This window comes from Streptomyces sp. SM11 (genome assembly GCF_002910905.1).
Lineage (GTDB): Bacteria > Actinomycetota > Actinomycetes > Streptomycetales > Streptomycetaceae > Streptomyces.
The window spans coordinates 48,216-71,896 of sequence record NZ_NEUE01000302.1 but is presented as its reverse complement, the minus strand read 5'-3'; the positions used below and the strand labels follow the sequence as shown (position 1 = coordinate 71,896).

22 protein-coding genes and 1 tRNA gene are annotated in these 23,681 nt (G+C 68.5%); 14 read left to right on the top strand and 9 right to left on the bottom strand.

The features are described from left to right. The 5 genes from B9S58_RS34985 to B9S58_RS34965 form a co-directional block, all read left to right on the top strand. A partial coding sequence (locus B9S58_RS34985; protein WP_258045121.1) for a hypothetical protein occupies nucleotides 1–340 on the top strand: 340 nt, incomplete at its 5' end. Further along, on the top strand, nucleotides 337–564 hold the full coding sequence (locus tag B9S58_RS34980; RefSeq protein ID WP_103534981.1) for a hypothetical protein: 228 nt from the start codon (nucleotides 337–339) through the stop codon (nucleotides 562–564). The genes B9S58_RS34985 and B9S58_RS34980, both read left to right, overlap by 4 nt. Further along, the gene (gene repSA / locus B9S58_RS34975) at nucleotides 561–1,994 is read left to right on the top strand and encodes a replication initiator protein RepSA (protein WP_374935736.1); all 1,434 of its coding nucleotides are present in this window, start codon (nucleotides 561–563) and stop codon (nucleotides 1,992–1,994) included. The genes B9S58_RS34980 and repSA overlap by 4 nt, the downstream gene beginning before the upstream one ends. Next, nucleotides 1,987–2,166 (top strand): helix-turn-helix domain-containing protein, encoded by a 180-nt coding sequence (locus tag B9S58_RS34970; RefSeq protein WP_181009556.1) that lies wholly within the window; start codon nucleotides 1,987–1,989, stop codon nucleotides 2,164–2,166. Before repSA ends, B9S58_RS34970 begins: the two co-directional genes overlap by 8 nt. After that, nucleotides 2,166–3,323, top strand: a complete 1,158-nt coding sequence (locus B9S58_RS34965) for a tyrosine-type recombinase/integrase (RefSeq protein ID WP_103535883.1) — start codon at nucleotides 2,166–2,168, stop codon at nucleotides 3,321–3,323. The genes B9S58_RS34970 and B9S58_RS34965 overlap by 1 nt, the downstream gene beginning before the upstream one ends. 55 nt (nucleotides 3,324–3,378) lie before the next feature. On the opposite strand, the gene B9S58_RS34960 is transcribed toward B9S58_RS34965, so the two are convergent. From B9S58_RS34960 to dnaA, 9 genes are all read right to left on the bottom strand, one after another. Beyond that, a tRNA-Ile gene (locus B9S58_RS34960) sits at nucleotides 3,379–3,455 on the bottom strand. Nucleotides 3,456–3,526: 71 nt separating this feature from the next. Continuing rightward, nucleotides 3,527–4,150, bottom strand: coding sequence for a DUF3566 domain-containing protein (locus B9S58_RS34955; protein ID WP_103535882.1), 624 nt, complete (start codon nucleotides 4,148–4,150; stop codon nucleotides 3,527–3,529). Nucleotides 4,151–4,243: 93 nt separating this feature from the next. Beyond that, on the bottom strand, nucleotides 4,244–6,883 hold the full coding sequence (gene gyrA / locus B9S58_RS34950; protein ID WP_103535881.1) for a DNA gyrase subunit A: 2,640 nt from the start codon (nucleotides 6,881–6,883) through the stop codon (nucleotides 4,244–4,246). Nucleotides 6,884–6,930: 47 nt separating this feature from the next. Then, nucleotides 6,931–9,003, bottom strand: a complete 2,073-nt coding sequence (gene gyrB / locus B9S58_RS34945; protein ID WP_103535880.1) for a DNA topoisomerase (ATP-hydrolyzing) subunit B — start codon at nucleotides 9,001–9,003, stop codon at nucleotides 6,931–6,933. A gap of 450 nt (nucleotides 9,004–9,453) precedes the next feature. Next, complete coding sequence (locus tag B9S58_RS34940; protein ID WP_103535879.1) at nucleotides 9,454–9,957, bottom strand: DUF721 domain-containing protein; 504 nt, start codon at nucleotides 9,955–9,957, stop codon at nucleotides 9,454–9,456. Between the two features lie 182 nt (nucleotides 9,958–10,139). Further along, on the bottom strand, nucleotides 10,140–11,270 hold the full coding sequence (gene recF, locus B9S58_RS34935; RefSeq protein WP_103535878.1) for a DNA replication/repair protein RecF: 1,131 nt from the start codon (nucleotides 11,268–11,270) through the stop codon (nucleotides 10,140–10,142). A gap of 90 nt (nucleotides 11,271–11,360) precedes the next feature. Then, nucleotides 11,361–12,239: a phosphogluconate dehydrogenase (NAD(+)-dependent, decarboxylating) gene (gene gnd / locus B9S58_RS34930; protein ID WP_103535877.1), complete on the bottom strand. Its 879-nt coding sequence runs from the start codon at nucleotides 12,237–12,239 to the stop codon at nucleotides 11,361–11,363. A 161-nt stretch (nucleotides 12,240–12,400) separates the two neighbouring features. Beyond that, complete coding sequence (gene dnaN / locus B9S58_RS34925) at nucleotides 12,401–13,531, bottom strand: DNA polymerase III subunit beta (protein WP_003967886.1); 1,131 nt, start codon at nucleotides 13,529–13,531, stop codon at nucleotides 12,401–12,403. 949 nt (nucleotides 13,532–14,480) lie between these two features. Then, the gene (gene dnaA, locus B9S58_RS34915; protein WP_103535875.1) at nucleotides 14,481–16,352 is read right to left on the bottom strand and encodes a chromosomal replication initiator protein DnaA; all 1,872 of its coding nucleotides are present in this window, start codon (nucleotides 16,350–16,352) and stop codon (nucleotides 14,481–14,483) included. Between the two features lie 381 nt (nucleotides 16,353–16,733). Between dnaA and rpmH the strand changes: the two genes are divergently transcribed. The 9 genes from rpmH (at nucleotide 16,734) to B9S58_RS34870 (ending at nucleotide 23,650) form a co-directional block, all read left to right on the top strand. Then, entirely contained in the window at nucleotides 16,734–16,871 is a 138-nt protein-coding gene (gene rpmH, locus B9S58_RS34910; RefSeq protein WP_003967884.1) for a 50S ribosomal protein L34, read from the top strand. A 21-nt stretch (nucleotides 16,872–16,892) separates the two neighbouring features. Beyond that, complete coding sequence (gene rnpA / locus B9S58_RS34905; RefSeq protein ID WP_103535874.1) at nucleotides 16,893–17,264, top strand: ribonuclease P protein component; 372 nt, start codon at nucleotides 16,893–16,895, stop codon at nucleotides 17,262–17,264. Further along, complete coding sequence (yidD, locus tag B9S58_RS34900) at nucleotides 17,261–17,620, top strand: membrane protein insertion efficiency factor YidD (RefSeq protein ID WP_103535873.1); 360 nt, start codon at nucleotides 17,261–17,263, stop codon at nucleotides 17,618–17,620. Before rnpA ends, yidD begins: the two co-directional genes overlap by 4 nt. Nucleotides 17,621–17,623: 3 nt before the next feature. Next, nucleotides 17,624–18,877 carry a membrane protein insertase YidC gene (yidC, locus tag B9S58_RS34895; protein WP_103535872.1) on the top strand — a complete coding sequence of 418 codons (1,254 nt, stop codon included), beginning with the start codon at nucleotides 17,624–17,626 and terminating at the stop codon, nucleotides 18,875–18,877. Nucleotides 18,878–18,891: 14 nt separating this feature from the next. Then, entirely contained in the window at nucleotides 18,892–19,407 is a 516-nt protein-coding gene (locus tag B9S58_RS34890) for a R3H domain-containing nucleic acid-binding protein (RefSeq protein WP_030575962.1), read from the top strand. A gap of 109 nt (nucleotides 19,408–19,516) precedes the next feature. Next, nucleotides 19,517–20,233 carry a 16S rRNA (guanine(527)-N(7))-methyltransferase RsmG gene (rsmG, locus tag B9S58_RS34885; RefSeq protein WP_103535871.1) on the top strand — a complete coding sequence of 239 codons (717 nt, stop codon included), beginning with the start codon at nucleotides 19,517–19,519 and terminating at the stop codon, nucleotides 20,231–20,233. Between the two features lie 327 nt (nucleotides 20,234–20,560). Beyond that, nucleotides 20,561–21,637 carry a ParA family protein gene (locus B9S58_RS34880; protein WP_103535870.1) on the top strand — a complete coding sequence of 359 codons (1,077 nt, stop codon included), beginning with the start codon at nucleotides 20,561–20,563 and terminating at the stop codon, nucleotides 21,635–21,637. Next, nucleotides 21,634–22,728 carry a ParB/RepB/Spo0J family partition protein gene (locus B9S58_RS34875; RefSeq protein ID WP_103535869.1) on the top strand — a complete coding sequence of 365 codons (1,095 nt, stop codon included), beginning with the start codon at nucleotides 21,634–21,636 and terminating at the stop codon, nucleotides 22,726–22,728. Before B9S58_RS34880 ends, B9S58_RS34875 begins: the two co-directional genes overlap by 4 nt. A gap of 304 nt (nucleotides 22,729–23,032) precedes the next feature. Next, a complete protein-coding gene (locus B9S58_RS34870) occupies nucleotides 23,033–23,650 on the top strand; it encodes a GNAT family N-acetyltransferase (protein WP_103535868.1) in 618 nt (205 codons plus the stop codon). The last annotated feature ends 31 nt before the right edge of the window (nucleotides 23,651–23,681 follow it).

The window sequence follows — 23,681 nt, the reverse complement described above, 5'->3', positions numbered from 1 at the left end:
TTCCATCATGACTGCTTCTGCTGTGGTTGTGCGTCGTTCGGTGCTGGGTCGGGCCTGCCCGGCGTGCGCGGAGTTGCGGTGCGCCGATCCGGCTGAGTGCCTGTACTTCCTGACTTCTCGCCCGTGGGCGGACTGCTCGGAGTGCGCCGGGTCCGGTTGGGCCGGTGAGGACGACTGCCTGTCGGTGTTCTGCTGGGTCTGCAACGGTTCCGGGCTGGAGGAGCACACCGCCCGCTCCGTCGTGCACGCCACCGTCAGCGCCCGGCCCCGCGCCCGCCTCCTCGCCCACATCGAGCGCCTGACCGCCGAGGTCTCCGACTCCGTGGCGGTGGCCGCGTGAGCCTCTTCGACGACGCCCTGTTCGGTGAACGCCCCGACTCGGCGGAGTGGGCGGATGAGATGCGGACCGAGCAGATCGGCGTGTACCTCGACGCCCACGACGTCCGCCCCTACACCCACTTCTTCACCGTGGTCGATGACGCTCACTACGCCGAGGAAGACGCCAAGGTGCGCGGCCTCTACCCGCCGATCGGGCACGGCTACCCGAGGGAGGACGACCAGTGACCTCCTTTCCCGTAGAGCCCTCGGCCGTGGCCGGGACCGCCGCCATTGTGGGCACTGATCCGCTGACGCTGGCTGACCTCTTACGGGTCGCCAACGCCCCCGGCTTCGACCGCTGGCAGGAGCAGGTCCGGCGTACCGGTGGCTGCTCGGACCCGATCCATCTGGAGGGCATGACCACTACCCGGGATGCGAAGTCGGGGCAGGTGCTCTACTCCTACAGCACCCAGGGCGAGCCCGGCGGACGCCTCCGGGTCGCGTGCGGGAACCGGCGGGCCTCCCGGTGCCCCTCCTGCGCCTGGACCTACGCCGGGGACACCTTCCACCTGATCCGCGCCGGGCTCACCGGTGACGTGGCCAAGGGAGCGCCGGTCACGGTGCGCACGCACCCCAAGGTCTTCGCGACGCTCACCGCCCCTAGCTTCGGCCCGGTCCACAACCGGCCCACCCGTGGTGTCTGCCGGTGCGGCACCGACCACCCCGAGGACTCCCCGATCCTCGGCACCGCCCTGAACCCCGGCACGTACGACTACGCGGGCGCGGTGCTGTGGAACAACCACGCCGGGGACCTCTGGCGACGCTTCACCATCTACCTCCGCCGGGAGATCGCTGCCCGCGCCGGCCTTTCCCAGAAAGCCGCCTCCGAGGTCTGCCGGGTCTCCTTCGGGAAGGTCGCTGAGTTCCAGAAGCGCGGCGCGGTCCACTTCCACGCCATCGTCCGACTCGACGGCCCCGACGGACCCGAGACCCCGCCCCCCGGCTGGGCCAGCGTCGCCCTGCTGACGGACGCGATCCAGGCGGCTGCCGCCCGCGCCACGGTCCCGCTCCCGGCCTCCGGCGACCACCCCGCCCGAACCTTGGCATGGGGGACACAGGTGGACGTCCGCCCCATCGGTGCCGGGAGTGCGAACGAGGATCTGTCGGAAGAGGCGGTGGCCGCGTACGTGGCGAAGTACGCCACCAAAGCCGCCGAGACCACCGGCACCGTAGACAGCCGCATCGGAGAGCTGGGCGAGCTGGACAAGCTCCCCGACCTGCCCGACCACGCCCGGCACCTGATCGAAGCCTGCTACGCCCTGGACGACGCCTACCCGGACCGGATGCTCTGGCGCTGGGCCCACATGCTCGGCTTCCGCGGCCACTTCTCCACCAAGTCCCGCGCCTACTCCACCACCCTCGGCGCACTCCGACAGGTGAGGGCCGACTACCGGGCCCGCCAGGAACGCCGCGAACGCGGCCTCCCCGACCCCGACGACGCCCCGGAGGGCTCCACACTCACCCTCGCCCACTGGACCTACGCCGGACACGGCCACACCCCCGGCGAATCCTGGCTCGCCGCGACCATCGCCCGCGACATCCAGACCGGCCGCACCACCGCCCGCGAAGCACGCGCCGAACTCGAAGACCTGGATGGAGGTGACTGGGATGTCTGACGAGCTGCTGACGGTGCCCGAGGTGATGGCCCGGCTCAAGGTCGGCCGGACCACCGTCTACGACCTGATCCGTACGCGTCGCCTGTCCTCGCTGACGATCGGCTCCAGCCGCCGTATCCCGGCTGATGGTCTGCGGGCGTTCCTCGCGTCCCGTCTTGAGGAGGCTGCCTGATGGCGAAGCGTCGTCCCAATGGCGGGGGCACCGTCACCAGGCGGAAGGACGGGCGCTATCAGGGCGCCGCGTACGTGACCAACACGGACGGGCATCGGGTCCGGAAGTTCGTCTACGGCGCGACGTACGACGAGGCTGCCGAGAAGCTGGGCAAGCTCCAGGAGCAGGAGCGCAACGGGGTGCCGGTGCCGTCGCGGACCTGGACGCTCGGTGAGTGGCTGGCCTACTGGCTTGAGCACATCGTGAAGCCAAACCGGGAGCACAACACGTACGTGAAGTACGAGTCCAAGGTGCGGCTGTACCTGGTCCCGCACCTGGGCAAGAAGTCACTGGTTCGGCTGACCCCGGCTCAGCTCCGCGCGTTCATGGCCGAGCTGAAGCGCACGGAGGTTCCGCCGGCCGCCCGCTTCGAGGTGCTGCGAGTCCTCCGGAACGCGTTGAACCGGGCCGTGCGCGAGGAGCTGCTGACCCGGAACGTGGCCGAGCTGGTGGACATGCCGAAGGTGACGAAGAAGGAAGCTAAGCCGTGGAACGCGCGGGAGGCCATCACGTTCCTGCGGTCCGCTCGGGCCCACCGGCTGTACGCGGCCTGCGTCCTGGTGCTCGTTCTCGGCCTGCGCCGGAGTGAGGTACTGGGGCTGCGCTGGCAGGACATTGACTTCGATCAGCGTCAGTTCACGCCGCTCAAGCAGGTGCAGCGGGTGAAGGGTGTCGGCCTGGTTCTTAAAGACCTCAAGACTGAGTCCTCGCACGCCGTGCTTCCGCTGCCGGAGTTCTGCGCCCGCGCCCTGGAGGAGCGTCGGGAGCTCCAAGACCTCGAACGCCGGATCGTGGGCGATGGCTGGAGCCAGGAGCCGGGGCAGGACCTGATCTTCTCGTCGGAGCGTGGCGGGCTGATCGACCCCGTGGGCTTCTCCCGGAGCTTCAACGCGCTCGTGAAGCGGGCCGGGGTCCGCCGGATCACAGTGCGGCTCGCTCGGCACACCTGCGGCACCCTGCTGGCGTTCCTGAAGGTGCACCCCAAGGTCGCCCAGGCGATCCTCCGGCACAGCCAGATCAGCATGACCATGGACGTCTACACCCACGTGGTGGGCGACGGTGAGCGGGAGGCCGTGACAATGCTCGCGGAACTCCTGGAAGATCCACTGATCGGCTGATGTCAGCCGTAGATGTCAAAGGCCCCCCACCGTTCCCGGTGAGGGGCCTTCGTGCTGGTGGGGCTAACAGGATTTGAACCTGTGGCCTCATCCTTATCAGGGATGCGCTCTAACCAACTGAGCTATAGCCCCGCCGCGCTGTCGCGCTGACTTCTGAAGATTAGCGCACGTCGGGGCCAGTCCCAAAATCGATACCCGGCGCGCTACTCGTCCTCGGCCAGCGTGAGCTCGACGCCGCCCACGAAGCCCGCCGACAGGTTGTAGATGAAGGCGCCCAGCGTCGCCAGCGCGGTGGCCAGCACCACGTCGATCACGGCGATGACCGAGGTGAAGATGAGCACGCGCGGCAGCGACAGGAACGACTGCAGATCGAAGCCGTTGCTCTCGTTCGAGCCGGTGGCCTCGCTGATCGTGCCCCCGACGGTCTCGAAGACGCCCATCGCGTCCATGACCATCCACAGCATCGCCGACGCCACCACCGTGCAGATGCCCAGCGCGATCGACAGCAGGAAGCTGACCTTCATCACCGACCACGGGTCGGCCTTGGCCACCCGCAGACGTGCCTTGCGGGTACGCGGAGTGGTCCGCGCCCCCGTGCGCGGCTTGCGCGTCGCCTGGGCGCCGCCCACGCCCTGTGCCCCGCCCAGCGTGCCGCCGGCCGGATCTCCGGGGCGCCGCTGGCCGCCCTGGGTACCGCCGCCGGGCGCCTGGTACGCCTGGGGCGGGTGGTACGGCCCCGAAGGCCCCGGTGCGGGCTCACGCTCGCCGGGCAAGGGCCCGGTCGCGTAACCCTCGTACTGGGGCTGAGGCCCTCGTGTGTCCGTCACAGTGCCCCCTTGGGAGTCCGTGGCAGGGCCACGGGCACCGTTCGCGCCGGCTCCGGAAGCGGCCGGACCGGCGCCCGTGGCTCCACTCACGCTCTACTCCTCGTGCTCCCCGGTCGAAGGCTCCGTGCCCTCGACAGTGCCCTCTGCCACGCCCTCGGCGTGGACCTCGGCCATCTCGCCGTCGGCGTCGTCGGCCCCATCGACCTCTTCCGCCTCACGACCGGCCTCGGCATTGCGCGCGATACCGACGACGGCGTCGCGCTTGCCCAGATTGATCAGTTGGACGCCCATGGTGTCACGGCCCGTCTCCCTGACTTCATTGACTCGCGTACGAATCACACCACCGCCGAGCGTGATGGCGAGAATCTCGTCGGTCTCCTCGACCACCAGCGCACCGACGAGCGATCCGCGGTCCTCCACGATCTTGGCGGCCTTGATGCCGAGGCCGCCACGGCCCTGGACGCGGTACTCGTCGACGGGGGTCCGCTTCGCGTACCCGCCGTCGGTGGCAGTGAACACGAACGTACCGGGCCGGACGACATTCATCGAGAGCAGTTCGTCGCCCTCGCGGAAACTCATCCCCTTGACGCCCGAGGTGGCACGGCCCATCGGGCGCAGCGCGTCGTCCGTCGCGGTGAACCTGATCGACTGGGCCTTCCTGCTGATGAGCAGCAGATCGTCCTCGGCCGACACCAGCTCGGCGCCGATCAGCTCGTCGTCGCCGCCGTCCGGCATCTCGCGCAGGTTGATCGCGATGACACCGCCCGAGCGCGGCGAGTCGTAGTCCTTGAGCGCGGTCTTCTTCACGAGACCGCCCTTCGTCGCCAGGATCAGGTACGGCACGGCCTCGTAGTCGCGGATCGCCAGGATCTGGGCGATCTTCTCGTCCGGCTGGAACGCCAGCAGGTTGGCGACGTGCTGGCCGCGCGCGTCCCGGCCGGCGTCCGGGAGCTCGTACGCCTTGGCCCGGTAGACCCGGCCCTTGTTCGTGAAGAACAGCAGCCAGTGGTGCGTCGTCGAGACGAAGAAGTGGTCGACGATGTCGTCTTCCCGCAGCTTCGTCCCGCGCACGCCCTTGCCGCCGCGCTTCTGCGAGCGGTAGTCGTCCGTCTTCGTGCGCTTCACATAACCGCTGCGGGAGATCGTGACGACGATGTCCTCCTCGGCGATCAGGTCCTCAATGGACATGTCACCGTCGAAGGGCACCAGCTTCGAGCGCCGGTCGTCGCCGAACTTGTCGACGATCGCCGCCAGCTCCTCGCTGACGATGGTGCGCTGCTTGGCGGGCGAGGCCAGGATCTCGTTGTACTCGTTGATCTTCGCCTGGAGCTCGTCGTGCTCGGCGGTGATCTTCTGGTGCTCCAGCGCGGCCAGCCGGCGCAGCTGCATCTCCAGGATCGCGTTCGCCTGGAGCTCGTCGATCTCCAGCAGGCCCATCAGGCCCTCACGCGCGATCTCCACCGTGTTGGAACGCCGGATGAGGGCGATGACCTCGTCGATGGCGTTGAGGGCCTTGAGGAGGCCGCGCAGGATGTGCGCCCGCTCCTCCGCCTTGCGCAGCCGGAACGTCGTCCGCCGGACGATGACCTCGATCTGGTGCGTCACCCAGTGCCGGATGAACGCGTCGATCGACAGCGTGCGCGGCACCCCGTCGACGAGCGCCAGCATGTTCGCGCCGAAGTTCGTCTGGAGGTCGGTGTGCTTGTACAGGTTGTTCAGGACGACCTTGGCGACCGCGTCCCGCTTGAGGACGACGACCAGGCGCTGCCCCGTACGCGAGGAGGTCTCGTCGCGGACGTCCGCGATCCCGCCGACCTTGCCGTCCTTGACCAGGTCGGCGATCTTCTGCGCGAGGTTGTCGGGGTTGGTCTGGTACGGAAGCTCCGTGACGACCAGGCACTGACGGCCCTGGATCTCCTCGACCGCGACGACCGCGCGCATCGTGATCGAGCCGCGGCCGGTGCGGTACGCCTCCTCGATGCCCTTGCGGCCCACGACCAGCGCGCCGGTGGGGAAGTCGGGCCCCTTGATGCGCTCGATCAGCGCGTCCAGCAGCTCCTCGTGCGAGGCCTCGGGGTGCTCCAGGTACCACTGGGCGCCGGCGGCGACCTCGCGGAGGTTGTGCGGCGGGATGTTGGTCGCCATGCCGACCGCGATCCCCGCGGAGCCGTTGACCAGCAGGTTCGGGAAGCGCGCCGGCAGGACCGTCGGCTCCTGGTTGCGGCCGTCGTAGTTGTCCTGGAAGTCGACGGTCTCCTCGTCGATGTCCCGGACCATCTCCATGGACAGCGGCATCATCTTGCACTCGGTGTACCGCATGGCGGCGGCCGGGTCGTTGCCCGGGGAACCGAAGTTGCCGTTGGAGTCCACCAGCGGCATGCGCATCGACCAGTGCTGCGCGAGGCGCACCAGGGCGTCGTAGATGGAGGAGTCGCCGTGCGGGTGGTACGTGCCCATGACGTCGCCGACGACGCGGGCGCACTTGTAGAACCCCTTCTCGGGGCGGTAGCCGCCGTCGTACATCGCGTACAGCACCCGGCGGTGGACGGGCTTGAGGCCGTCCCGTACGTCGGGGAGCGCACGCGAGACGATGACGGACATCGCGTAGTCGAGGTAGGAGCGCTGCATCTCCGTCTCGAGCCCGACGGGCTCGACACGCATGCCCACGCCGGGGACGATAACTTCCTCGGGCGTCGCGGGTTCAGGTGTCACAGGGGTGTTCTCGTCGGCCATTGCTGGTCAAAGTCCTTTCGAGCTGCGGCGTCGCTGGTACGGCCGACTCAGATGTCGAGGAAGCGGACGTCCTTGGCGTTGCGCTGGATGAACGAGCGCCGCGCCTCGACGTCCTCGCCCATGAGCACCGAGAACAGGTCGTCGGCCTGCGCCGCGTCGTCCAGCGTCACCTGGCCGAGCACCCGGTGGTCGACGTCCATGGTGGTGATGCGCAGCTCTTCGGCGTTCATCTCGCCGAGGCCCTTGAAGCGCTGGATGGAGTCTTCCTTGATGCGCTTGCCGTTCTGCTTGCCGAGCGCCACGAGCGCGTCGCGCTCCCGGTCCGAGTACGCGTACTCGAAGTCGTCCCGGCCCCACTTGATCTTGTAGAGCGGCGGACGCGAGAGGTAGACGTTGCCCTGCTCCACCAGCGGCCGCATGAAGCGGAAGAGGAAGGTCAGCAGCAGGGTGTTGATGTGCTGACCGTCGACGTCGGCGTCCGCCATCAGAATGATCTTGTGATAGCGGAGCTTCTCGATGTCGAAGTCCTCGTGGACCCCGGTACCGAACGCCGAGATCAGCGCCTGGACCTCGGTGTTCTGGAGGATCTTGTCGATCCGGGCCTTCTCGACGTTCAGGATCTTGCCGCGGATGGGCAGGATCGCCTGGTACATCGGGTTGCGGCCGGACTTCGCCGAACCACCGGCGGAGTCACCCTCGACGATGAAGATCTCGCACTTGGTGGGGTCGTTCGACTGGCAGTCGCTGAGCTTGCCCGGCAGCGAGGCGCTCTCCAGGAGCCCCTTGCGGCGGGTCAGGTCGCGCGCCTTGCGGGCCGCCACCCGGGCGGTCGAGGCGGCGATGCCCTTGCGGATGATGTCGGCGGCCTCGTTGGGGTTCCGGTCGAACCAGTCCGTCAGCTGCTCGTGGACGACCTTCTGCACGAAGGTCTTGGCCTCCGTGTTGCCCAGCTTGGTCTTCGTCTGGCCCTCGAACTGCGGCTCGCCCAGCTTCACCGAGATGATCGCGGTGAGTCCCTCGCGGACGTCCTCGCCGGTGAGGTTGTCGTCCTTCTCGCGGAGCAGCTTCTTGTCGCGCGCGTACCGGTTGACCAGCGAGGTCAGCGCCGCACGGAAGCCCTCCTCGTGCGTACCGCCCTCGTGCGTGTGGATCGCGTTGGCGAAGGAGTAGACGCCCTCGGTGTACTGCGTGTTCCACTGCATGGCGATCTCGGCCGAGAGGAGACGGTCCTTGTCCTCGGCCTCGATGTCGATCACCGACTGGTGAATGACATCGCCCTTGCGGGAGTTGAGGTACTTCACGAAATCGACGATGCCGTTTTCGTAGTGGTACGTGACCGAGCGGACGGTCTCCTCGTCGGCGGGCTCGACCGCGTCCGCGCTGTCCGCGCCCGCCGTCGCCTTCGCCGACTCACGCTCGTCGGTCAGCTTGAGAGTGAGGCCCTTGTTGAGGAACGCCATCTCCTGGAAGCGGCGCGAGAGGGTCTCGAAGCTGTACTCGGTGGTCTCGAAGATGTCCCCGTCGGCCCAGAAGGTGACCGACGTACCGGTCTCCTCGGTGGCCTCGTGCTGGGCCAGCGGCGCGGTCGGGACACCGAGCTTGTAGTCCTGGGTCCAGCGGTAGCCGTCGGTCTTGACCTCGACGGCGACCCGGGTGGACAGGGCGTTGACGACGGAGACGCCGACGCCGTGCAGACCGCCGGAGACGGAGTAACCGCCGCCGCCGAACTTGCCGCCCGCGTGCAGGACGGTCAGCACGACCTCGACGGCCGGCTTCCCTTCGGACGGCACGATGCCGACCGGGATGCCACGGCCGTTGTCGATCACGCGCACCCCGCCGTCGGCGAGGATCGTGACGTCGATCGTGTCCGCGTGGCCGGCCATCGCCTCGTCGACCGAGTTGTCGACGACCTCCTGCACGAGGTGGTGCAGGCCGCGCTCACCGGTCGAGCCGATGTACATACCGGGTCGCTTGCGGACCGCGTCCAGCCCTTCCAGCACGGTGATCGCACTGGCGTCGTACGCGGTGGCGGTGACCTCTCCCGCCTCAGCGTCTGTGGACGGAATGTTCTCGTTGGGGTTGCCGGAATCGGCCACGAAGCGCCCTTTCTGGCACAGCACAGGCCGTTCTCCGGACAGGCGGGAGCGGCTGCGTCGTTCGGCTTGTATCAACGACTCCCGCCTCAGCGGCGGGATTACTCATCAGTCTACCGGTAGCACTGACATGAATGGGGGTTTGCCGGTACCTGAGTACGCATGTGCCGCCCTGAATGAGCCGCTCGCGACTCCCCATATTCAGGAAGGGGCTCCAAGAGGCCCTGACGGGCTTTGAGCGCTTCGGCCTGTCAACCTCCCGCTACGGTGAGGGACGCTCCGGCCGTACCGTCCGGTTTCCGCCCGCGCGAACCATGACGAACCCGGTCACACGCTCGCCCAGTACACGACAATTTTACGCCGAAAGTGCAGCTCAACCGTGCCGAGCTGCGCCCCGCACGGAAGCGGCGGGGAGCGGAGAAGAAGCCGACCGCGAAGCCCACGGCGGCCGGCCGCTTCAGACGGCCGGACGGCGCCTCACCCGTAGGTGTCTCCCGGCCCCTTGCTGCCGGGCGCCCGCAACGGCCCGTACCGGCGCTCCGGACCACCCGGCCCGACCACCTTGATCATCCGTACGGTGCCCTGCCCCAGATCCGCGTTCAGCCGGGCCACCAGCTGCGGAGCAAGCAGCCGCAGCTGCGTCGCCCACGCCGTCGAGTCACAGCTCACGGTCAGCACCCGAGCGTCCGGATCGTCGTCGTACCGCAGCGGTACGCAGTGCTTCGCCAGATCCGCGCCGACGATCTGCGGCCACCGCCCCATCACCCCGCCGACCGCCGCGGGCGTCTCCCAGCCCCGCTCGGTGATCAGCCGGTTGATCGCGGAGCCCAGCGCCAGCGGATCCCGGCCGTCCGACCGGGCCCCCGAGCGCAGCCCGCCGCCCCGCCGGGCCTGCTTCTTCTGCTGCGCCGCCGCGCCCCGCGCCCTGGCCTGCTCCTTCGCCGCCCGCAACGCGACCCGGGCGAGATCGACCCCGGTCACCTCGGGCGGCTTCGACGCCCCGGAAGACGCTCCGGAGAACGTCCCCGAAGCTGCCGGATCCGGGAGCGCGTCTCCCGCGCCACCGGCCAGGTCCGCGCCCGTACGCTTCGCGCGAGCCGCGCCCGTACCGCTCGCGCGGGCGGCCGATCCCCGTCGGCCCGACGCGCTCTCGCCCCGGCCGGTCATCCGCGCTCCACCTCGCCCGCGGTCACCGTGTACCGCGTCCCCGCCAGCACCCCCGGAACGTCCTCCGCCACGGCAGCCGTCACGAGCACCTGCTCGCCCGGGGCCACCAGCTCCGCCAGCCGCTCCCGGCGGCGGGCGTCCAGCTCGGCGAAGACGTCGTCCAGGACCAGTACCGGCTCGTTGCCCTCGGCGCGCAGCAGCTCGTACGAGGCCAGCCGCAGCGCCAACGCGTAACTCCAGGACTCGCCGTGACTCGCGTACCCCTTCGCCGGCATCCCCCGCAGACCGAGCACCAGATCGTCGCGGTGCGGACCGACGAGGGTCACGCCCCGCTCGATCTCCTGCTTGCGGACCCCCACGAGCGCCGCGATCAGCTGCTCGTACAGCTCGTCGCGGGTGCGCGCGGGACCCACGTCCCCACCGACCGAGCTGCGGTACTCCAGCGCCACCGGACCGCCGCCCGGCGCGACGTCCCCGTACGCCTTGTCGGCCAGCGGCTGGAGCGTGGCGATCAGATCGAGACGCTGCGCGAGGAGCTCGGCGCCCACCCGGCCCAGATGCTGGTCCCAGACGTCGAGCGTGGACATGTCCATCGTGCGGCCGCCGTGCCGGCGCGCCATCGCCGCGGACTTGAGGAGCGTGTTGCGCTGCTTGAGCACCCGCTCGTAGTCGGAGCGGACCCCGGCCATCCGGGGCGAACGCGCCGTGATCAGCTCGTCCAGGAACCGCCGCCGCTCCCCGGGGTCGCCCTTGACCAGCGCAAGATCCTCCGGCGCGAACAGCACCGTCCGTACGATGCCGAGCACGTCACGCGGTCTGACCTGCGAGGACCGGTTGATACGGGCCCGGTTCGCGCGGCCTGGGTTCAGCTCCAGCTCGATCAGCTGCGAACGCTCGCCCTGGGTCACCGCCGCACGGATCACCGCCCGCTCCGCGCCCATCCGCACCAGCGGGGCGTCCGAGGAGACCCGGTGGCTGCCGAGGGTGGCGAGATAGCCGACGGCCTCGACGAGATTGGTCTTGCCCTGTCCGTTGGGCCCCACGAACGCGGTGACGCCCGGGTCGAGAGGGACCTCGACCCGGGCGTACGAGCGGAAGTCGGCCAGCGAGAGATGGGTGACATGCATGTGCGCCGACCTCCCGGGCCTTCCTGTTCCGCTCTGTGGTGCGTGTGGTGCCGTTTGCTGTTCGCCGCTGCCGGTGGTGCCGGTGCGGGGCTACTTCTTGTTCTCGACCGCGTGCCCGCCGAACTGGTTGCGCAGCGCGGCGATCATCTTCATCTGCGGCGAGTCGTCCTGCCGCGAGGCGAACCGCGCGAACAGCGACGCCGTGATCGCGGGCAGCGGCACCGCGTTGTCGATCGCGGCCTCCACCGTCCAGCGGCCCTCGCCCGAGTCGGCGGCGAAGCCCCGGAGCCTGTCCAGGTGCTCGTCGTCGTCGAGCGCGTTGACCGCGAGGTCGAGCAGCCAGGAACGGATGACCGTGCCCTCCTGCCAGGAGCGGAAGACCTCGCGCACGTCGGTGACGGAGTCGACCTTCTCCAGCAGCTCCCAGCCCTCGGCGTAGGCCTGCATCATGGCGTACTCGATGCCGTTGTGGACCATCTTCGCGAAGTGGCCGGCGCCGACCCTGCCCGCGTGCACGGAGCCGAAGTCGCCCTCGGGCTTCAGCGCGTCGAAGACCGGCTGGACCTTCGCCACGTTCTCCTCGGTGCCGCCGTACATCAGGGCGTAGCCGTTCTCCAGGCCCCACACGCCACCGGAGACGCCGCAGTCCACGAAGCCGATGTCCTTGCGGCCCAGCTCGACGGCGTGCTTCTCGTCGTCGGTCCAGCGCGAGTTCCCGCCGTCGACGACGACGTCGCCGGGCGAGAGCAGCTCGGCCAGCTCGTCGATCGTGGACTGGGTCGCGGCACCGGCCGGGACCATGACCCAGACGACCCGCGGGCCCTTCAGCTTGCCCACAAGCTCTTCGAGACTGTGGACATCGGCGACATCCGGGTTGCGGTCGTAACCGATGACGGTGTGGCCTGCGCGGCGGATGCGCTCGCGCATGTTGCCGCCCATCTTGCCGAGGCCGACGAGACCGAGCTCCATCAGAGATTCCTTAAGCGTCGTGGCGATAAGCGTCGGGGCGTTTGCACCCAGGACCGAGCCTACGCCCGGCCGGGGACAGCACGGCGGGCCCGCTCCGCACCGAAGGGGCCCGCCGGGAACTGCCGCGGTCACGTCCCCCGATCGGCCGGGGGAAACCGGGATCAGCCGGAAAGACGCACCGGCATGATCAGGTACTTGTACGCGTCGTCCGCCTCGGCGTCGACGGCCGGACGGCCGCTGAGCAGGGCGGGCTTGGTGGACGTGGTGAACGAGAGCTGGGCGACGGGGGAGTCGATCGCGCTCAGACCGTCCAGCAGGAACGTCGGGTTGAAGGCGATCGAGATGTCGTCGCCCTCCAGCACCGCGTCGACGCGCTCCACAGCCTGTGCGTCGTCACTGGAACCGGCTTCCAGGATGAGGACGCCCTGCTCGAAGCTGAGCCGTACGGGGGTGTTGCGCTCGGCGACCAGGGCCACACGCTTGACGGCCTCGACGAAGGGGGCCGTCTCGATCACCGCGACGGAGTTGAACTCGGTCGGGAAGAGCGTGCGGTACTTCGGCAGGTCGCCTTCGAGCAGCCGGGTGGTGGTCCGGCGTCCGGCGCCCTCGAAACCGATCAGGCCCTCGCCCGCGCCGGAGCCGGAGAGTGCCAGGGTGACCGTGTCGCCGCTCGTGAGCGCCTTGGCGGTGTCCAGGAGGGTCTTGGCGGGCACCAGCGCGACCGCCGAGGCATCGGCGTTCTCCGGCTTCCACAGGAACTCGCGGACCGCGAAGCGGTAGCGGTCGGTGGAGGCGAGGGTGACCGTGTCGCCCTCGATCTCGATCCGCACGCCGGTGAGCACCGGCAGCGTGTCGTCGCGGCCGGCGGCGATGGCGACCTGGGCGGCGGCCGAGGCGAAGACCTCACCGGGGACGGTGCCCGTGGCGGTCGGCATCTGCGGCAGTGCGGGGTACTCCTCCACAGGCAGTGTGTGGAGGGTGAAGCGCGAGGAGCCGCAGACGACCGTGGCGCGCACACCGTCGGTGGAGATCTCCACCGGGCGGTTGGGCAGGGCGCGGCAGATGTCGGCGAGCAGCCGGCCGGAGACGAGCACCGTGCCGTCCTCGTCGATCTCCGCGTCGACGGAGACCCTGGCGGAGACCTCGTAGTCGAAGCTGGAGAAGCTGAGAGCCCCGTCCTCGGCCTTCAGCAGAAGGCCCGCGAGAACGGGCGCCGGCGGACGGGCCGGGAGGCTGCGGGCCACCCAGGCCACCGCCTCCGCGAGTACATCGCGCTCCACCCGGATCTTCACCGGAACCGCCTCCTGCTGTTGCTCGCTCGCCCTGCTGGCCTTCGTCGTCTGGACCGGAGCTCCCTGCCGAGGGCTGGGGAGGCTCCGGGGTCCAGTCTGACGTACGGCACCGACAGTCGTTGCTGCTCGGGGTCAAGTCGGGCCAAAAGCTTCGCGGCGGTCGACGGTCGAGTTGTACACAGGCCCCACTTCGAAGCTGACTCCTGGCTAACTCTGGGTGGTAGTAGTAGTAGGCCTTGTGGATACCGTGGATAACGTCGTTTGCACAGGTCAGCGACGGTTTTTTGTCCACCGGTCCTGTGGGTGGCGCCCGTGGACAACCGGGGCTTTCTGTGGACGGGCGAAAGTTCTGCACACCCGATGCACAGGAGGGGGCCACTTCTCCCCAGGCCTGTCCCCAGCTTTACCCACGTTCCCCACAGCCCAACCGACCACCTTGGTGTGACGCCTTTCACTCCGGGCGGTGAGAGCGTGTGTTGCGTTGCCGAACAGTGGACAGAGGTGTGGAGAAGCATGGAAGAGCTGGGGACAACAGGGCTCAGCCTGTGGGCCGCCGGTGGACAACATCGACGCCCCCCTGTGGACGAAAATTCTGTCCACAGGCTGTGGATGACGGTTGACCACAAATCCCCAACCATGTGACCTGGCCTGATGGAGTATCGGCAGCGCGTCCTGTGGACGCAATATGGACAACTTCCCAGTCCCCAGGCTGTGGACGGAAGATTTCCCGCACATCTGTGGAGAAGAGCCTCTGAGCAGCCCGTATTCGAACAGCGCGGCTTCGGCGGGGCACTCGTCGCGGGCCTCGGTGACGCTCGGGAGGGTGCGTCGAGGGCTCCCGAACCCCCGTTACCGGCCCTGGGAACGCGAAAAAGCGCCTGCCACGGACCGTCGGGGTCCGCGACAGGCGCTCCTGAGGAACGTTCCCGGAGAAGCCCGGGAGCCGGCGTCAGCCGTTCTTGATGCGGTTGGTCAGCTCGGTGACCTGGTTGTAGATGGAGCGGCGCTCCGCCATCAGCGCCCGGATCTTGCGGTCCGCGTGCATCACCGTCGTATGGTCGCGGCCGCCGAACTGCGCACCGATCTTCGGCAGCGAGAGATCGGTCAGCTCCCGGCACAGATACATGGCGATCTGGCGCGCCGTCACCAGGACCCGGCTGCGCGAGGATCCGCAGAGGTCGTCCACGGTGAGGCCGAAGTAGTCCGCGGTGGCCGCCATGATGGCCGGTGCGGTGATCTCCGGCGCCGACTCCTCGCCGCCCGGGATCAGGTCCTTGAGGACGATCTCGGTCAGTCCGAGGTCCACCGGCTGCCGGTTGAGGGAGGCGAAGGCGGTCACCCGGATCAGGGCGCCCTCCAGCTCACGGATGTTGCGCGAGATCCGTGAGGCGATGAACTCCAGGACCTCCGGCGGGGCGTTGAGCTGCTCCTGCACCGCCTTCTTGCGGAGGATCGCGATCCGGGTCTCCAGCTCGGGCGGCTGGACGTCGGTGGTCAGGCCCCACTCGAAACGGTTGCGCAGCCGGTCCTCCAGTGTCACCAGCTGCTTGGGCGGCCGGTCCGAGGAGAGCACGATCTGCTTGTTCGCGTTGTGCAGCGTATTGAAGGTGTGGAAGAACTCCTCCTGCGTCGACTCCTTGCTCGCCAGGAACTGGATGTCGTCGACCAGCAGGATGTCCACGTCGCGGTAGCGCTTGCGGAAGGTGTCGCCCTTGCCGTCGCGGATCGAGTTGATGAACTCGTTGGTGAACTCCTCCGAGCTCACGTACCGCACCCGGGTCCCCGGGTAGAGGCTCCGCGCGTAGTGCCCGATGGCGTGCAGCAGGTGGGTCTTGCCGAGGCCCGACTCCCCGTAGATGAAGAGGGGGTTGTACGCCTTCGCGGGCGCCTCGGCGACGGCGACGGCCGCGGCGTGCGCGAACCGGTTGGACGCTCCGATGACGAAGGTGTCGAAGAGGTACTTCGGGTTCAGCCGGGCGTGCGGTTCGCCGGGGCCCGGCGCGGGGGCCGGCTGGGCGCCCATCGGGCCGGGCACCGAGCCGCCGGTCCGCCCGGGGCCGTGACCGCCCTGGCGGTGCTGCGGCTGCTGGTCCTGCCGGTCGGGACGCTGCTGCTCGTACCCCTGGTGCTCGGGCGGCTGCGACCGGTAGTCGTGCTGCGGCTGCTGGGGGCGCCCGGTGCCGTACGGCTCGCGCCACTGCTCGGAGGGCTGCTCCCGGTACTGCTCGTTCTCCCGGTAGGACTCGCTCTCGCGGTACGGCTCGCCGGGGGGCTGCTCGCGGTCCTGGTACCCGCCGTGCCGCGGCTGCTGCCAGGAAAGGTCCTCCTGGGTACGCGGCCAGGCGCCGGGCTCCGGGCGCTGCTGCTGGTAGTCGGGGTAGGCCGGCCGCGCCACCGGCATTCCGTCGTCGGAGGGCCGGTGGCCGTATCCGTCGTACGCGTCGTTGCGCTGGGAGTCCTCACGCGGCTGCTGCGCCGGGTAACGGTGGCCCTGCTGGCTCTGGTGCGACTGGTGCATCGGGGGCGACGGCGGAGCGGGCTGGTCGCCCGCGGAGTCGTCGACGGTGATCGCGATCCGGATGGGGCGGCCGCACTCGCGGGTCAGCGTCTCGCTGATGAGCGGCGCGAGCCGGCCCTCCAGGACGCGCTTGCCCCATTCATTGGGAACGGCCAGCAGTGCGGTGTCGGCGACGAGTGCCAGCGGCTGGCAGCGCTCGATCCACTGCCTGTCCTTCGGCTCGATGCCCTGCTGGCCCTCCCCGAGGAGTTGTTCCAGCACTCGCGGCCACACTGCGGCAAGATCGGCAGGTACGTCAGCCACAAGGCACGCTCTCTCGCATGTCCCACGAATGTGTGGTTCTCGGGACGGGATGGGTCGGGTCGGGTGAGGCCCGGCAGTCGGGAAGGAAAAGAACCGGAGTTCAGCCACGGTAGTCAGGCCGACCCGCGCTGTTCAAGTTGTTGTCCACAGGCTGTGCACAATGGGGGGTCACGCGAGGCCGGTTTGACCGGATGGCGTAGCCGCGCGTACCGTGACCAGGTCGAGTTGTCGATGGCTGCTGCCGCCTGCCTCCGATGGGCAAAGATCACGATCTGTGATTGTGAAGCGGTGCACTAAGGCGTTTACGCGAGTTCCTCGTGGGCGCACGGTGACAGCCAGGCGATGTCCCGCCAACACACGAATCATTTCTGGAGCCCCCGAGTGAGCAAGCGCACCTTCCAGCCGAACAACCGTCGTCGCGCCAAGACCCATGGCTTCCGGCTGCGCATGCGTACCCGTGCCGGCCGTGCGATTCTCGCGAACCGCCGTGGCAAGGGCCGCAGCAGCCTGTCCGCCTGATAACGCTTACAGGTCCATGACGTGCTGCCTACCGAGAATCGGCTGAGGCGGCGCGAGGACTTCGCGACCGCGGTACGACGAGGACGTCGAGCCGGACGTCCGCTGCTCGTCGTCCATCTACGCAGCGATGAAACGGACCCGCACGTGACGGGGGAGACTGTTCCCCCGCCGCGTGCGGGTTTCGTTGTCAGCAAGGCCGTGGGGGGCGCCGTCGTCCGTACCGCGGTGAAGCGGAAGCTCCGCCACCTGGTCCGCGACCGGCTGGCTCAGCTGCCCCCCGGTAGCCTTGTTGTCGTACGGGCGCTGCCCGGTGCGGGCGACGCCGACCATGCACAGCTGGCCCGAGACCTGGACGTCGCTCTTCAGCGGCTGCTGGGAGGGGGCGCGCGATGAAGTACCCGCTGCTTGCTCTCATCAAGCTGTACCAGTGGACGATCAGTCCGCTCCTCGGGCCTGTCTGCCGCTATTACCCGTCGTGTTCCCACTATGGATATACGTCGATCGACAGGCACGGTGCCATCAAGGGAACAGCGCTGACGGCCTGGCGCATCCTGCGGTGCAATCCGTGGTCACCCGGCGGTGTGGATCATGTTCCGCCACGCAAGCGTCCGCGGTGGCACGAGCTGCTGCGCAACGCCCTGCGCGGCGAAAAGGGCGGGGAGTCCGCCACTGATGTGCCGTCCGGGGGGTCGGTCTCCGAACCGCCGAGCCCGGCAGCAGAGACCTCGCCCAATGCTCAAGGAGCCTGATTAGTGGACACGATTGCCAGTCTGTTCAGCTTTATCACCACACCTGTCTCATGGGTCATCGTTCAGTTCCACAAGGTCTACGGGGCGCTCTTCGGCGACGACTCCGGCTGGGCCTGGGGCCTGTCGATCGTGTCCCTGGTGGTGCTGATCCGGATCTGCCTGATCCCGCTCTTCGTGAAGCAGATCAAGTCGACCCGCAATATGCAGGTGCTCCAGCCGAAGATGAAGGCGATCCAGGAGCGCTACAAGAACGACAAGCAGCGTCAGTCCGAAGAGATGATGAAGCTGTACAAGGAGACGGGCACCAACCCGCTCTCCTCGTGTCTTCCCATCCTGGCGCAGTCCCCGTTCTTCTTCGCCCTGTATCACGTGCTCTCGTCCATCGCCTCGGGCAAGAAGATCGGGGCGATCAACCAGGACCTGCTGGACAGCGCCCGTGAGGCCCACATCTTCGGCGCCCCGCTCGCCGCGAAGTTCACGGACAGCGTCGAGAAGGTCACCTCGCTCAACGCCGATCTCCTGGACGTCCGGATCATCACCGCGATCATGATCGTGCTGATGTCCGCGTCGCAGTTCTTCACCCAGCGCCAGCTGATGACGAAGAATGTCGACCTGACGGTGAAGACCCCGTACATGCAGCAGCAGAAGATGCTGATGTACATCTTCCCGGTCATCTTCGCCGTGATGGGTATCAACTTCCCCGTCGGTGTCCTCGTCTACTGGCTGACCACGAACGTCTGGACCATGGGTCAGCAGATGTACGTGATCAACCAGAACCCGACGCCGGGCAGCAAGGCGCAGGACGCCTACCTCCAGCGGGTTCTCAAGAGCGTGGCCTCCCACGAGCAGGTGCGCGGCCGTACTCGGCGCAACACCGTCAAGGCGATCGTCGCCAAGGGTCCCGACCGCAACGACATCGAGCGCAAGTTCATCACCGGTCTCGGCAAGCTGGGTCTCGCGGCCCAGGAGGACGGCACGGTGCACAAGAGCGAGACCGCCGCCGCCGATGCCGAGGGCAGCCAGGCGCACAAGCGGCAGCAGCCCAAGCGCCAGACCAAGGCGAAGCGCCAGACGGCCGGTGGAGCCAAGGACTCGGAGCACGCGGAAGCCGGCTCCAAGACCTCGCTCGAGAAGCAGGACGCACCGCAGGACGACAAGCCGAAGTCGGCGGGCAAGCCCGCCTCCGGCTCCTCACGCCAAGCCAAGTCCGGACAGCGCAAGGGCCCGCAGCGGCCCAAGCACCCGTCCAAGAAGTAAGAAGGAGTCCATCCGTGACGGAAGGCACCACTTCCACGGCCGCCGCTGAGGCCGGGAGCGACACCCTGACCCGCCTGGAGCAGGAGGGCGAGATCGCTGCCGACTACCTTGAGGGACTGCTCGACATCGCCGACCTCGACGGCGACATCGACATGGACGTCGAGGCGGACCGGGCCGCGGTGTCGATCATCAGCGAATCGGCACGCGACCTCCAGAAGCTCGTGGGCCGGGACGGCGAGGTCCTGGAGGCGCTCCAGGAGCTGACGCGGCTGGCCGTCCACCGGGAGACCGGCGACCGCAGCCGGCTGATGCTGGACATCGGCGGTTTCCGGGCCAAGAAGCGCGAGATCCTCGCGGAGCTGGGTGCCAAGGCCGCGAACGAGGTCAAGAGCTCCGGTGAGCCGGTGAAGCTGGACCCGATGACGCCGTTCGAGCGCAAGGTCGTGCACGACGCGATCGCCGCGGCCGGTCTCCGGAGCGAGTCGGAGGGCGAGGAGCCGCAGCGCTTCGTCGTCGTTCTCCCGGCCTGACCGGATCCTTGTACTGTCGGCCCCGTCTGTTCGCAGGCGGGGCCGATCTTTGTCAGCCTGATAGTCAGCCACCCACAGTGCGCTAGTGCGGTATGGAAGGACGGTCCCCGTGACGGAGGCAGCAGAGCTCCCCCAGGCACCTGCGGAGGCGCAGATGGTGTTCGGAGAGCGCTACCCGGAGGCTGTCCGGTATGCGGAGCTTCTTGCGGATGCCGGGGTTAAGCGAGGCCTGATCGGGCCGCGTGAAGTCCCCCGGCTGTGGGAGCGGCACCTGCTGAACTGCGCGGTGCTCTCCGAGGTCGTGCCCAAAGGCGTCACCGTCTGCGATGTGGGCTCGGGCGCGGGTCTGCCCGGTATCCCGCTGGCCCTGGTGCGCCCCGATCTCAAGATCACCCTGCTGGAGCCGCTGCTCCGGCGGACGAACTTCCTCCAGGAGGTCGTCGACCTGCTCGGACTGGACCATGTGACGGTCGTGCGCGGCCGGGCCGAGGAGGTCCTCGGGACGCTTCAGCCCGTTCAGGTGGTGACCGCCCGTGCGGTGGCGCCGCTGGACCGGCTGGCGGGCTGGGGCGTGCCTCTGCTGAAGCCGTACGGGGAGATGCTCGCGCTCAAGGGCGACACCGCCGAGGAGGAGCTCAACGGCGCCAGGGCGGCGCTCAGCAAGCTCGGCGTGCTGGAGACCGAGGTGCTCCATGTCGGCGAAGGCGTGGTCGATCCGCTCTCCACGGTGGTCCGTGTCGTGGTGGGCGAGAGCCCGGGCGGTGTGAGGTTCGCCGCAAAGAGGGCCAAGGCCGCCCGGACGGGCCGCATGCGCAGGCGTCGCTGAGCGGTATCGCGGGACGCTGTTGCCGTCCAGTCGAGGGCTTCGAGCGGTCGGCCGATATGCGGAGTAGAGAGCGTCTTGTGCCGCTTAGCAGTGGTTCTACCGGAAAGTAGCGATACGCACCTCGTGCGGAGTGTCGTGGCCTGGTAGTTGCTCCGCGGGGGCATCGTGTTTCACGTGAAACGTCGCTCTCTGCTGCAGGGAATCATCGGCCGCGGTCGTGCGGCTGCCACGCCGCGCGACCGCAAGCCCGGACGGGTTGCCGAGTTGTCCACACGCACGGATTCATCCACAGAACAGCGGGCCTCGCTGGTTCACGACCCCGAAAGCATGGCAGGCTCTGTTCATTGCGAGCCTGAAGCCGAGGAGAGTGAATCCTTGCGGTCCGACGCCAACATCGCGGGACCGATGACCGACCCGGTCCCCGGTCCCCGAACCGAGTCCGTGGGTGAGGGTGTTTCACGTGAAACACCGCCGCCGATGGACGACACACCCATCGGCCGTGCCGCTCAGCTGGCGGTCGAGGCCATCGGCCGCGCCGGCGAAGGGCTGCCCCGCCCTGACCGCACCCGCGTCATGGTGGTGGCCAACCAGAAGGGCGGAGTCGGCAAGACAACCACGACGGTTAACCTTGCCGCTTCCCTGGCCCTGCACGGTGCGCGCGTTCTGGTGGTCGACCTCGACCCGCAGGGCAACGCCTCCACGGCTCTGGGCATCGATCACCACGCCGATGTTCCTTCGATCTATGACGTCCTGGTGGAGAGCCGGCCGCTCTCCGAGGTGGTCCAGCCCGTACCGGACGTCGAGGGTCTCTTCTGCGCCCCCGCCACTATTGATCTCGCCGGTGCGGAGATCGAGCTGGTCTCGCTGGTGGCACGGGAGAGCCGGCTTCAGCGGGCCATCCAGGCGTACGAGCAGCCGCTGGACTACATCCTCATCGACTGCCCGCCCTCACTGGGTCTGCTGACGGTGAACGCGCTGGTGGCCGGGGCCGAGGTGCTGATCCCCATCCAGTGTGAGTACTACGCGCTGGAAGGCCTGGGGCAGCTCCTGCGGAACGTCGACCTGGTGCGGGGCCATCTGAATCCGGATCTGCACGTCTCGACGATCCTGTTGACGATGTACGACGGCCGGACGAGGCTCGCCTCTCAGGTCGCCGAGGAGGTCCGTACCCACTTCGGCAAGGAAGTGCTGCGGACGAGCATCCCGCGGTCGGTGCGCATCTCGGAGGCGCCGAGCTACGGGCAGACCGTACTGACCTACGATCCGGGCTCCAGCGGTTCACTCTCGTACCTCGAAGCCGCCCGGGAGATCGCCCTGCGGGGCGTCGGGGTGCACTACGAGGCTCAGCACGTCCACACGAGCAGTCAGAACAGCCAGCAGAACGTTTCGGAGGGCATTCAGTGAGTGAGCGTCGTAGAGGGCTGGGGCGTGGGCTCGGTGCGCTGATCCCCGCCGCTCCCCAGGAGAAGCAGGTGTCGGCGCCCGGAGGCGGCCCGGCGTCGTCCGGTGCGGGTCCGGTTCTGACGGCGGAGCGCGGGGTGGCCGCGGCGAAGGTGACCGCGCTGCCGTCCGTCCCGGTCGTGCCGGAGCCGGCGTCCGCCCCGGAGGACCGGTCCGAGCAGGAGGCGGGGACGTCCGGCGCGTACTTCGCCGAGCTGCCGATCAGGGAGATCACTCCGAACCCCCGTCAGCCCCGTGAGGTCTTCGACGAGGACGCGCTGGCCGAGCTGGTCGTCTCCATCAAGGAAGTCGGCCTTCTCCAGCCGGTCGTCGTCCGGAAGGTGGGCCCGGGCAGCTACGAGCTCATCATGGGTGAGCGTCGGTGGAGGGCCTGCCGCGAAGCGGGCCTGGAGCGGATTCCCACCATCGTCCGCGCCACGGACGACGAGAAGCTGCTGTTGGACGCGCTGCTGGAGAACCTCCACCGGGCTCAGCTGAATCCGTTGGAAGAGGCCGCCGCGTACGACCAGCTGCTCAAGGACTTCAAGTGCACCCATGACCAGCTGGCCGACCGGATCGGCCGCTCCCGGCCGCAGGTGTCGAACACGCTCAGGCTCCTGCGGCTTTCGCCGCCGGTGCAGCGCCGGGTCGCCGCGGGCGTTCTCTCCGCCGGTCATGCCCGTGCCCTGTTGTCCGTGGACGACTCGGAGGAGCAGGACCGGCTGGCCCACCGCATCGTGGCCGAGGGGCTTTCGGTGCGTGCGGTCGAGGAGATCGTGACGCTCATGGGCTCGCGCCCTTCGAGCTCTCCGAAGCCCAAGGGGCCGAGGGCCGGCGGCCGACTGTCCCCCGCCCTGACCGACCTGGCGACCCGTCTGTCCGACCGCTTTGAGACCCGGGTGAAGGTCGACCTGGGGCAGAAGAAGGGCAAGATCGTCGTCGAGTTCGCCTCGATGGAGGATCTGGACCGGATTCTCGGCAGTCTCGCCCCGGGTGAGGGTCGTGTGCTGGAGCGTCGGCTCGCTGAGACGTCCGAGGAGGACGACGAGGGCTGAGCCGCAGATTCTCGCGGAAGGGCGGGTCGTGCGCCGGTGCATACCGGAACACGGTCCGCCCTTTGCTCTCTCTCGGTATCCGCATCACCTCTGGGTGGATACGATGCGTTCTGGGATGGCGCATCCACGGTGATCGACCTCAGAGGAGGGCGGAGGCCTTGCGAAGAGTGAGCCGCGGTGGGCTCGTCACGGTCGGTCTGGGCCTGGGTGCCGTCGGGGGATTCGTCGGCAGTCTGTTCCGTGAACGGAGCACGCTGGCAGCCGCACGTGATGCGGCGGGCGAAGGAAAAGAGGAATCGCCGTCATGGGGCGTCGGCTCGTACCACTCACCCTGGACAACCTTCCGGACCTCCCCGAGCGTTGCCGCTCGTGCGTCTTCTGGGAGCTTGACCCGGTCAGCGGGGAAGCCGCGGTAAGGGCGGGCAAGCCGGAACTGGAGAAGGAAGCCTGGATCTCCGCGATCCTCCTGGAGTGGGGCTCCTGCGGCCGGGTGGTCTATGTGGACGACGTGCCGGTCGGCTTCGTGCTCTACGCCCCGCCCGCGTACGTCCCCCGCTCGACGGCTTTCCCGACCAGCCCGGTCTCTCCCGATGCCGTCCAGCTCATCACCGGTCTGATCATTCCCGAGTACCAGGGCCAGGGGCTGGGCCGTGTGATGGTGCAGTCGGTGGCCAAGGATGTTCTGCGCCGGGGCTTCAAGGCGATCGAGGCGTTCGGGAACGCGCGGTCCGAGCAGGCCACGTGCGTACTCCCTGCGGATCATCTGCTGGCCGTTGGCTTCAAGACAGTGCGGCCGCATCCTGCGTACCCGCGGCTGAGGCTGGATCTGCGGACGACGCTCTCCTGGAAGGAAGACGTGGAGCTGGCGCTCGACCGGCTTTTGGGTGCGGTCCAGAAGGAACCAGTGTTGCGGCCGTTGTGAGGCCGGGCCGCTGCCGGCCGTCACGTGAAAC